This window comes from Rhodococcus aetherivorans (assembly GCF_011058165.1).
In the GTDB taxonomy this organism is placed as follows: Bacteria; Actinomycetota; Actinomycetes; order Mycobacteriales; family Mycobacteriaceae; genus Rhodococcus; species Rhodococcus aetherivorans.
In genome coordinates this window covers 1-10,187 of sequence record NZ_JAALEG010000139.1, presented here as the reverse complement: position 1 = coordinate 10,187, position 10,187 = coordinate 1, and the positions used below count along the sequence as shown (strand labels likewise).

Sequence of the window (10,187 nt, the reverse complement as noted above, 5' to 3'; positions counted from 1 at the left end):
GTGTGGGAGGGGCGGGGCCGGCGGGAGTGTCTCTTCGCCGGTAAGGAGCCAAGACACGAACTGTACGTTATAATCGTTAGCATTATTTTGGCCCGTCGGGAAGTGGGGGAGTGTCCGATCCGGACAGAGTTCCCGAACCGGCAGGTGCTCTCGGGAGGAGAAGGCGCGATGATCACAGGACGGGCGCCGAAAGCTGCCATGGTGGTGGCGCAGCACATCATCAGGGACGCGACCAGGCAGAACCTGGCGGCGGGCGATCTGCTGCCGTCGGAGCGGGTCATGCTCGAGAAGTACGAGATCGGCCGCGGCACGCTGCGGGAAGCCCTGCGGCTGTTGGAGTTTCAGGGGGTGATCGCCCTCAAGCCCGGCCCCCGGGGCGGGCCGGTGATACTGGATCCCGATGCGTCCCACCTCGCGAGTTCGCTCATCCTTCTCATGCAGCTCAAGGACGCGCCGTTCAGTGTCATCATCGAGGCGCGCACCGCCCTCGAGCCGATGATCAGCCGCCTGGCTGCCCAGCGCATCAGCGGGGAGACACTGGTCGAGCTCAAGGAGACCATCGACCGGATGCACGGCTCGCTCGGCGATCAGCACGAGTTCCTCGAGGCGAACAAGAACTTCCACGATCTGATCGCCTGGTCCTCGGGTAATCCGCTGTTCGGGTACATGGTCGATTCGCTGCTCGGAATCATGGACGGCACTGCGATCGGGATCGACTACCCACCGCACCGGCGCGAGGCGATCATCGTCGCACACACCCAGATCTACGAGTCGCTCTCGCAGGGGGACCCGATCGGATCCGAGGAACGCATGCGCGACCACATCAACGCCTACCGGAGGTACGCGCAGCGCAAGTACCCCGACCTGCTCGAACAGGTCATCCAGTGGGACCGCGCCCTGGGCTGAGGCGCACGGCCGCACACGGAGGAAGGGGCCCCGGGTCGAACCCGGGGCCCCTTCCTCCGTCGTGTGCCGGCCGCTCGGAAGGCGTCGTCACTCGGTGACGACGGAGATCGCACGCTCGGGGCAGGACGCGGCGGCCTCGCGTGCGGCGTGCTCGTTGGCCGGGTCGTCGCCCCCGGGCAGGACGTACGCGTGGCCGTCCTCCTCGCGCAGCGCGAAGACCTGCGGGGAGGTCATGAAGCACAGCCCGTGGCCCTGGCAGTGGTTCTCGTCGACAACAACCTTCATCGGTCGCTCCTTCCGTCATCCGGATATCGAGGATGCCAGCTCGTTGAACATTTGATTTGATAGCCGGGCTGGCGGTGTGATCTACACTACTATATCATCTGTTATAACCATTAGCAGGAGATGCCCGATCCGACGCAGGAGGGTCCACGCGATGGACAGCCGCAATCGTTGCCCCGTCATCAACTTCGACCACAATTCGCAGGAGCACTCTGCCGATCCGGTCGCCTCGTACCGCAAGGTCCGCCAGAACGAGCGAGTCGCCTGGACGGAGGCGCACGGCGGGTACTGGGTGCTCAGCGACTACGACTCGGTCTTCGAGGCCGCCCGTGACGACGAGACGTTCTCGTCCGCGCGCAACGAATATGGGGGAGAGGGCCTTTCGGTCGTCATCCCGAAGACGCCGATGCACTTCCACATCCCCATCGAGCTCGATCCCCCGGAGTTCCGCAAGTACCGCAAGATCGTCAACCCGATCACCGCGCCCGCGGCCGTCGAGCGGATGAAGGCGCTCGTCGACCGCCACACCGCCGGGTTCATCGACAGCGTGATCGAGGACGGGCAGTGTGACCTCACCTCGGTCATCTCGGTTCCCTCCATCGTGACGGTGGACTGGCTCGGTCTCGACCTCGCCGACTGGAAGCGCTATTCCCACGCGCACCACCAGGCGCTCGCCGGCATTCCGGGAAGTGACGACTACCGCCACGCGATGGAGGTCGACTTCCCGTACCTGGGCGACCGCATGCGCGAGACCATCCGGGCCCGTCGCGAGAACCCCACCGACGACATCATCAGCTACCTCGTGCAGCAGGAGGTCGACGGTCGTCCGCTCAACGACTTCGAGATGTACTCGATCGTCGATCTGCTGCTCGCCGGCGGTGTCGGTACCACCGCGTCCCTGGTGAGCCAGGCGCTGGTGTGGCTCGCCGAGCACCCGGCCGTGCGGCAGCGGCTCATCGACGATCCGAGCCTGATGGACCACGCCGTCGAGGAGTTCCTGCGGTACTTCTCGCCCACTCAGGCGCTCGCCCGGACCGTCACCAAGGACACCGAGTTCCAGGGCTGCCCCATGAAGAAGGGCGATCGGGTGCTGCTGTCCTGGTCGTCGGCCAATCGCGACGAGAAGCTCTTCGACAACCCGGACGAGATCGACATCGAACGGTGGCCGAACCGGCACACCGCATTCGGAATCGGCGTACACCGTTGCGCCGGATCGCATCTCGGCCGCTACATGTCCAAGACGCTCATCACCCAGATTCTCGAGCGGATGCCCGACTACGAGGTGGACTTCTCCGCGCTCGAGCGATACCCGCATCAGGGCACCAACATGGGCTGGCAGCGGATCCCGGCCACCTACACGCCGGGCCCGCGCGTGCTGTCGGACTACACCTTGTACTGAGTTGTACCGAGCGCACCCACCGCACCATCCGATTCATCGACAGGACAGGGGAACGCCGTGTTCAACGGCCGAAGAATCGTCGTCGTCGGCGGCGGCCTCGCCGGGCTCCGCACGTGTGAGGCGTTGCGCGCCGAAGGTTTCGACGGCGAGCTCGAGCTGATCTGTTCCGAGCCCACCCCGCCGTACGACCGCCCGCCGCTGAGCAAGTCCGCACTCCTCGAGGCGCAGGACACCACGTTCGACGTCGACTACGCGGCGCTCGGCGTCGAACTGCGCCTCGGTGTCCGGGCCCGGGCGCTCGACACTGCAGCCCGGACGGTGCACACCGATGCCGGCGAGCATTCCTACGACGCGCTGGTCGTCGCGACCGGGGCGGCCCCGGTCGCGCTGCCCGGGGCGGGCCGGCAACTCGTGCTCCGCACCGCCGCGGACGCCGAGCATCTCCGTGCCGAGCTGCGCCCGGGAGCCCGCGTCGTTCTCGTCGGTGCCGGCTGGATCAACGCCGAGATCGCCACGACCGCACTGTCTCTCGGCTGCTCGGTCACCTGCGTGGAAGCCGGGTCCCGGCCGCTCGCGGGTCCGCTGGGCGCGCAGGTCGCCGAACGGCTGCGATCGTGGTGGGACGGAGTCGATCTGCGCTGCGGCACCGGCGTCGGCGAGGTCACGACAGACGGGCTGACACTGGACGACGGCACCGCACTGCCGGCGGACGTCGTCGTCACCGGTATCGGAGTGCGGCCCGACGTGGGCTGGCTGACCGGATCGGGACTCGAGATCGATCGCGGGGTCGTCGTCGACGAGTCGCTGCGAACCGCCGACCCGGCGGTGTTCGCCGTCGGAGACGTCGCGATGCGCTGGTCGCCCCGGTTCGGGACGCGACTCGGGGGTGAACACTGGGACGAGGCGCGCACCGGGCCGGCGACGGTCGCCGGCGCGCTCCTGCGACCGCAGTCGCCGCCCGTCTTCGACCCGGTCCCGTACTTCTGGAGCGACCAGTTCGGACACAAAATCCAATTCGTCGGACACAGAAGCGAATCCGACGATATGGTGTTCCGCGAGGGTGCGGACGGCAAGTGGGGTGCGGCCTGGTTCGATGCCGCCGGGCAGCTCACCGCGCACCTGAGCGTCGATTCCCCCCGGCACATGGTGCAGGCCCGCATGGCGATCGACCGCCGTGTCGTCGTGGATCCGGACGAGATCCGGGATCTGTCGGCGCCCCTGCAGGCGCCGGCCCCGGCAGCGAAGTAGTACTCCCATCCCATCCAGCGAGTCGCCGTGGCGAGAGTCCGCGGTCGAGTGGAGGAACACAGCATGACCACAGCCACTCCCATCCAGCTGAAGAGCTACGACAAGCTGTTCATCGGCGGATCGTGGGTCGAGCCGTCCAGCGACGCGGTGATCGAGGTGATCTCCCCGATCAACGGCGAGGTCATCGCGACCGTGCCCGAGGCGCGCGAGGCGGACATGGACCGCGCCGTCGCGGCGGCGCGCAAGGCGTTCGACGAAGGTCCCTGGCCGCGGATGACGCCCGCCGAGCGGGCGGAGATCCTCGTGCGCGTCGGGAACGAGGTGAAGAAGCGCATCCCCGAGATGGCCGAGGCCTTCACCCTCGAACTGGGCGCCCCCGCAGCGGTTTCCACTCTGTTCCACCAGAACGCCGTCGACATGTGGGACGACGCGGCCACGTTCCACGAGCGCTTCGCGTTCGAGGAGGAGCGCACCTGGAAGGGCGGGCACGGCAAGATCGTGCGTGAGCCCATCGGTGTCGTCGCGGTCGTGGTCCCGTGGAACGGTCCGGTTGCGACCGGCTCGCTGAAGATCTCGCCCGCACTCGCCGCGGGCTGCACGGTGGTGCTCAAACCGGCCCCGGAGGGCCCCGTCACGATGATGATGCTGGCCGAGGCGCTCGACGCCGCCGGTCTGCCCGAAGGCGTCATCAGCGTCGTGCCGGCAGGACGGGAGGTGGGTGACTACCTCGTCAGCCACCCGGACGTCGACAAGATCAGCTTCACCGGCAGCACGGCGGCCGGCCGCGTCGTCATGAGCCGGGCCGCCGAGCGGATCAAGCGGGTCACCCTCGAGCTGGGCGGCAAGTCTGCCGCGATCATCGCCGACGACATCGACCTGGACACCTTCCTGCCCGGCATGGTGTTCGGCGGCATCGGTCACTCGGGGCAGGTCTGCGCCGCCCTCACCCGCATCATCGTCCCGCGCGAGCGCCAGGAGGAGGTCGTCGAGGCGATCAAGGCGGTGATGGAGAGCGTGAAGGTCGGTGATCCCCGTGACGAGGACACTGTCCTCGGCCCCCTGGCCGCCGAGCGTCAGCAGACGCGGGTGCTCGACTACATCGAGATCGGCAAGAAGGAGGGTGCCCGTCTGGTGACCGGTGGCGGCAAGCCCGCCCACCTCGACCGCGGGTGGTACGTCGAACCGACCCTGTTCGCGGACGTCTCCAACGACATGCGCATCGCGCAGGAGGAGATCTTCGGGCCTGTGCTGGTGGTCATTCCGTTCGATTCGATCGACGAGGCCGTCGCCATCGCCAACGACTCGGACTACGGCCTCTCCGGCTCCGTCTACGCGAGGGACGAAGAGCTGGCCCAGAGCATCGCGCGACGGGTGCGCACCGGCCAGATCTCCGTCAACGGCTACGCGATGTGCGTCGTGCAGCCCTTCGGCGGCTACAAGCAGTCCGGTCTCGGCCGCGAGGGCGGCATCGAGGGCTTCGACGCGTTCTTCGAAACCAAGCTGATCCAGCTTCCCTGACCCACGACGAAAGCGAAGGACCCGATATGACTGCGGTTTCTCCCGATCTCGCACGCCGCGCGGAGGACGTGATGTACGCGTACGCGACCGCCGTGGACGAGGGCGACCTCGACGCCCTGCGCGCGCTGATCACCGAGGACGTCTCGATCACCCAGAACGGCAAGGAGGATGCGGGCCCGGAGGAGTTCCTCGGCGTCTACCGTGCCTTCGCCGAGTCCGGCGCGGAGTTCTCCCGCCACGCGATCACCAACGTCCGCGTGTCCGACGAGGGCGACGGCCGGGTGCGGGTCGACGCGTACTTCGAGGCCACGGTGGCCGGCCCCGAGGGCACGCAGCGGCTGTACGGGCGCTACGCCGACACGTTCGCCGAGCGTGAAGGGACACTGCTCATCGAACGCAAGCGCATCACCGTGGACCGCGTGCTGGACCAGCCGGCCTCCGCGGCGGCGTACGCGCCGTACTGATCGAGCCGAACAACAGGGAAGGGCGGCGATTCGACGAATCGCCGCCCTTTCCCATGTCCTGGGGGCCGTCCTACGGGCGACCGCCGTGGGTGGCGCCGACGCGGGTGGCGAGCAGGCTCGCGTCGCGCGTGTGACGACGGGCGGCCTCCGAGGAGTTCGGCGCGGCGCAGGCGTAGAGGGTGTTGCCCTCCGGGCCGCCGAGCATGCACGCGAACACCCCGGTCGGGAACACGACCTCGCCGGTGATCGCGCCACCCTCCTCGACGCGGATGACCCGCCGGTTGAGGGCGTCGGCGACCCACACCGCACCGTCGCTGTCGAGGCAGATGCCGTCCGGCGCGACCGCCGCGGCGCTCATCGCGGCCTTGACGGAGTCGGTGGGCAGGTCCGGACCGAACGCGGCCCAGGTGCGCTGCCCGCCGAGCCGGCCGTCGGAACCGATGTCGAACGCAGTCAGCTTGTTGCCCATGCTTTCCGCGACGATCAGCGTGCCGGTGGGGGTGATCACCATGCCGTTGGGGAAGCGGAGATCCGAGGCCTCGACGGTGAAGGACCCGTCGGGCGCGACACGGATCAGGTTGGCCGGCGCGATCGGGGTGTCGCGCTTGAACTCGAAGCCGAAACTGCCCACGTACGCGGTGCCGTCCTCGGCGACCACCATGTCGTTGAGTTTGCCGGTGGCGACCGACGAGAGGTCGGCGTGGACGACGATCTCGCCGTCGTGCTCGCGGCGCATGATCCGCCCGGACTCCATCGCGGTGATCAGCAGGCGGCCGTCGGGCAGCCAGCCGAGGCCGGACGGCTCGTCGCCGGGGAGGGTGGCCTCGACGGTCACCGCACCGTCGGCGCCGATCGAGATCACCTCGTGCCGATAGAGATCCGAGACCCACACCCGTCCGTCGTGCCAGCGGGGGCACTCGAGGAAGGCACGGTCGGAGACGACGGTGTCGATGGGGCTCTGCAGCGCGGTGTCCTGGTTTCCGGCAGTCATGGTCGGTGGCCTTCCGTAGTAGATGCGGGGAGATGCCCCCGGAACTCTCGCTTCCAAGCTAGACCAATCATGCGCATAGATAAAGGCCCTAGCGCGCCGGTATTGCAAATAATCATGCGTATGGTTATGGTGATGTGCATCACTCGCTGGGCGCCGACTCTGCGCACCCGATCGGGAGTCGTCGACGTCTGTCGAAACCCATGCCGCACACGAAGGAGATGCCATGGCCCTCGACCCGGCCACCACCGCGTTTCTTGCCGAGATGGCGAAGGCAGGCGGTCCGCCCCTGCACGAGATGGCCCCGCAGGAGGCCCGCGCGATGAGCGAAGGCTTCACGCCGCTCTACGGCGACGGCCCGGAGATGACCCGGGTGGAAAACCGCACCGTGCCGACGCCGGACGGTCACCAGCTGCCGATCCGGCTCCTGGTGCCGACCGACAACGCCCGCGGCGTCATCGCCTACCTGCACGGTGGGGGCTGGGTGGTCGGAAGCCTCGACGGGTACGACACGCTCGGCCGTCAGCTCGCCGAGCGCACCGGCTGCGTCGTCGCCCTCGTCGACTACCGGCTCGCTCCCGAGCACGTGTTCCCGTCCGCCGCCGACGACGCGTGGACCGCGGTGCAGTGGCTCGCGGCGAACCGCGCCACCTACGCGGCCGCGGACGCCCCGCTGATCGTGGGCGGTGACAGTGCCGGCGGCAACCTCGCCGCGGTGGTCGCGCAGCGCGCCGCCCGGGAGAACGGTCCCGAACTCGCCCTGCAGTTCCTCGCCTACCCCGTCATCGACTGCGACTTCGACACACCCAGTTACCTCGACCCCGCGAACGAGCTCATGCTCACCCGGGACGCAATGGTGTGGTTCTGGGACCTGTACGTGCCCGAGGCGAAGGACCGCACCCGCTGGGAGGTCGCCCCGATCAACGCGAAATCGTTCGATGGTGTCGCCCCGGCCGCGGTGCTGATCGCCGAGCACGACGTCCTGCACGACGAGGGCCGCAAGTACGCGCAGGCGCTCCGCTCGGCCGGAGTGCCACTGCGCGAGAAGGTGTTCACCGGGCAGATGCACGGATTCTTCCAGTTCGTGAACATCCTGCCGGGCGCGAAGGACGGCATGGACTACGTCGTCGAGGCGGTCGAGGACGTGCTCGCCGGCGCGGACATCGCCCGATGAGCCCCGATCGGACGGAGATCGGCATGAGCACCGATCGGACGGAGAACGGCATGGGTACCGATCGGACGGAGAACGGCATGGGTACCGAGAACACCGCCGAGGAGTTCGACGCGATCGTGGTCGGTGCCGGCTTCTCCGGCATCTACATGGTGCACCGGCTGCGGGAGATGGGGCTGACGGTCCGCGCCTTCGAGGCCGCCGACGGTGTGGGCGGCACCTGGTTCTGGAACCGCTATCCCGGCGCTCGATGCGACTGCATCAGCATGGAATACGCCTACACCTTCTCGCCCGAGCTGATCGAGGAGTGGGAGTGGACCGAGCGCTATCCCGCCCAGCCGGAGATCCTGCGCTACCTGAACTTCGCCGCCGACAGGCTCGATGTGAAGAAGCACTTCCGGTTCCGGACCCGGGTCGACTCGGCCCGGTTCGACGACCACACCGACCGATGGACGATCACCACCGACTCCGGTGACGTCGCCGTCGCCAAGTACTTCGTGACCGCGGTCGGCTGTCTGTCCACGTCGCAGACGCCGGACTTCCCGGGCCTGAACAACTTCCGCGGTGCGACGTACCACACGGCCGACTGGCCACGCGAGGGCGTCGACTTCACCGGCAAGCGGGTCGGGGTGATCGGCACCGGTTCGTCCGGCGTCCAGGTGATCCCGCTCGTCGCCGAGCAGGCCGAGAAACTGACCGTGTTCCAGCGGACTCCGGCGTTCAGCCTCGACTGCGGCAACCGCCCCCTCACCGAGGACGAGAAGCGGGAGTTCAAGGAGAACATCGAGACTTTCAAGGCGACCTCGAAGACCACACCGTCGGGCCAGTACACCGACACCCTCGAGGTCGGCGCGCTCGACCACTCCCCCGAGGAGCGGTGGGCGGTCTACGAGGAGCGGTGGAACCGGCACCGGGCGATCGACCTCATCGCCGCCTACCCCGACCTGTTCACCAACCGGGAGGCCAACGAGACCATCGCCGAGTTCTTCCGCAGCAAGATCCGCGCGGTGGTGCAGGACCCCGAGCTCGCCGAACACCTGTCACCGCGGACCTATCCGCTCGGTGCCAAGCGGATCACGCTCGACACCAACTACTTCCAGACCTTCAATCGGGAGAACGTCGAGCTCGTCTCCCTCCGCGAAGCGCCGCTCGAGGAGTTCACGGACAAGGGCATCCGGGCCGGGGGAACGGAGCACGAACTCGACGCGGTGATCCTCGCCACGGGGTTCGACGCGATCACCGGTCCGCTGCTGAAGATGGACATCTCCGGTGTCGGCGGCGAGACGCTGCGGGAGAAGTGGCAGGACGGACCCGTCACGTACCTCGGGATCGCGGTCGACGGGTTCCCGAACATGTTCATGCTCACCGGTCCCGGAAGCCCGAACGTGCTCACCAACGTGGTGTGCGCGATCGAGCAGCACGTGGAGTGGACCGCCGACTGCATCGAACGTCTCGAGCAGCGCGGCGCCCGCCGGTTCGAGGCGCTCGAGCCGTATACGCACGATTGGACCGAGCTCAACAACGAACTGGCGAAGGGCACGCTCTACCCCGAGGGCAACTCGTGGTACACGGGCGCCAACGTGCCGGGCAAGCCGCGGGTGATCATGTCCTACGTCGGTGGGCTCAACACCTACCGCGAGATCTGCGACGCCGTCGCGGCCGAAGGCTATCGCGGTTTCGCCATCAAGTAACGGGAAACGGCAACGGCAGGACGCGCACTCGCGGCTGCGTGCCGCGGCGCGTCCTGCCGTCGTTTCCGAGGTTCCGACGACGAGGAGTTCGTGGTGTCGCAGGGTCTGAAGTTGGGGTACAAGGCGTCGGCGGAGCAGTTCGGGCCGCGGGAGCTGGTGGAGCTGGCGGTGCTGGCGGAGGAACACGGGATGGATTCGGCGACGGTGTCGGATCATTTCCAGCCGTGGCGGCACAACGGGGGGCATGCGCCGTTCTCGTTGGCGTGGATGACCGCGGTGGGTGAGCGTACCTCGCGGTTGCAGTTGGGGACCTCGGTGCTGACCCCGACGTTCCGGTACAACCCGGCGGTGATCGCGCAGGCGTTCGCGACGATGGGGTGCCTGTATCCGGGGCGGGTGATGCTCGGGGTCGGCACCGGGGAGGCGCTCAACGAGATCGCCACCGGGTATGCGGGGGTGTGGCCGGAGTTCAAGGAGCGGTTCGCGCGGTTGCGGGAGTCGGTGGCGTTGATGCGCGAGC

Annotated in this window: 10 protein-coding genes; 8 read left to right on the top strand and 2 right to left on the bottom strand. The window is 68.0% G+C overall.

The genetic code is table 11. From position 1 onward, the window contains the following. The first annotated feature begins 168 nt into the window (after positions 1–168). Positions 169–906, top strand: a complete 738-nt coding sequence (locus G6039_RS28910) for a FadR/GntR family transcriptional regulator (RefSeq protein WP_029546537.1) — start codon at positions 169–171, stop codon at positions 904–906. Positions 907–993: 87 nt separating this feature from the next. Here the strand turns inward: G6039_RS28910 and G6039_RS28905 are convergent, their stop codons facing one another. Continuing rightward, the gene (locus tag G6039_RS28905; protein ID WP_003938422.1) at positions 994–1,191 is read right to left on the bottom strand and encodes a ferredoxin; all 198 of its coding nucleotides are present in this window, start codon (positions 1,189–1,191) and stop codon (positions 994–996) included. Positions 1,192–1,342: 151 nt separating this feature from the next. Here G6039_RS28905 and G6039_RS28900 point away from each other — a divergent pair, with 151 nt between their 5' ends. The 4 genes from G6039_RS28900 to G6039_RS28885 all read left to right on the top strand — a co-directional run bounded on the left by G6039_RS28900 (position 1,343) and on the right by G6039_RS28885 (position 5,817). Beyond that, on the top strand, positions 1,343–2,587 hold the full coding sequence (locus tag G6039_RS28900; RefSeq protein WP_006934071.1) for a cytochrome P450: 1,245 nt from the start codon (positions 1,343–1,345) through the stop codon (positions 2,585–2,587). A gap of 57 nt (positions 2,588–2,644) precedes the next feature. Continuing rightward, complete coding sequence (locus G6039_RS28895; RefSeq protein ID WP_043801208.1) at positions 2,645–3,835, top strand: NAD(P)/FAD-dependent oxidoreductase; 1,191 nt, start codon at positions 2,645–2,647, stop codon at positions 3,833–3,835. A gap of 63 nt (positions 3,836–3,898) precedes the next feature. After that, positions 3,899–5,353, top strand: coding sequence for an aldehyde dehydrogenase (locus G6039_RS28890; RefSeq protein ID WP_029546536.1), 1,455 nt, complete (start codon positions 3,899–3,901; stop codon positions 5,351–5,353). A gap of 26 nt (positions 5,354–5,379) precedes the next feature. Further along, positions 5,380–5,817 (top strand): nuclear transport factor 2 family protein, encoded by a 438-nt coding sequence (locus G6039_RS28885; RefSeq protein ID WP_043801211.1) that lies wholly within the window; start codon positions 5,380–5,382, stop codon positions 5,815–5,817. Between the two features lie 70 nt (positions 5,818–5,887). Here G6039_RS28885 and G6039_RS28880 read toward each other — a convergent pair whose 3' ends face one another. Further along, positions 5,888–6,808 carry an SMP-30/gluconolactonase/LRE family protein gene (locus G6039_RS28880; protein WP_029546534.1) on the bottom strand — a complete coding sequence of 307 codons (921 nt, stop codon included), beginning with the start codon at positions 6,806–6,808 and terminating at the stop codon, positions 5,888–5,890. Between the two features lie 223 nt (positions 6,809–7,031). Between G6039_RS28880 and G6039_RS28875 the strand changes: the two genes are divergently transcribed. From G6039_RS28875 to G6039_RS28865, 3 genes are all read left to right on the top strand, one after another. Continuing rightward, a complete protein-coding gene (locus G6039_RS28875) occupies positions 7,032–7,979 on the top strand; it encodes an alpha/beta hydrolase (RefSeq protein WP_029546533.1) in 948 nt (315 codons plus the stop codon). A gap of 77 nt (positions 7,980–8,056) precedes the next feature. Further along, entirely contained in the window at positions 8,057–9,667 is a 1,611-nt protein-coding gene (locus G6039_RS28870; protein WP_043801258.1) for a flavin-containing monooxygenase, read from the top strand. A gap of 93 nt (positions 9,668–9,760) precedes the next feature. Further along, positions 9,761–10,187: LLM class flavin-dependent oxidoreductase (locus tag G6039_RS28865; RefSeq protein WP_164528173.1), on the top strand; the 427-nt coding region annotated here is incomplete at its 3' end.

Coding starts and splice junctions, on each gene's coding strand:
- G6039_RS28885 (WP_043801211.1), top strand. CDS start 5,380: ATGACTGCGGTTTCTCCCGATCTCGCACGCCGCGCGGAGGACGTGATG.
- G6039_RS28875 (WP_029546533.1), top strand. CDS start 7,032: ATGGCCCTCGACCCGGCCACCACCGCGTTTCTTGCCGAGATGGCGAAG.
- G6039_RS28880 (WP_029546534.1), bottom strand. CDS start 6,808: ATGACTGCCGGAAACCAGGACACCGCGCTGCAGAGCCCCATCGACACC.
- G6039_RS28900 (WP_006934071.1), top strand. CDS start 1,343: ATGGACAGCCGCAATCGTTGCCCCGTCATCAACTTCGACCACAATTCG.
- G6039_RS28870 (WP_043801258.1), top strand. CDS start 8,057: ATGGGTACCGAGAACACCGCCGAGGAGTTCGACGCGATCGTGGTCGGT.
- G6039_RS28890 (WP_029546536.1), top strand. CDS start 3,899: ATGACCACAGCCACTCCCATCCAGCTGAAGAGCTACGACAAGCTGTTC.
- G6039_RS28910 (WP_029546537.1), top strand. CDS start 169: ATGATCACAGGACGGGCGCCGAAAGCTGCCATGGTGGTGGCGCAGCAC.
- G6039_RS28905 (WP_003938422.1), bottom strand. CDS start 1,191: ATGAAGGTTGTTGTCGACGAGAACCACTGCCAGGGCCACGGGCTGTGC.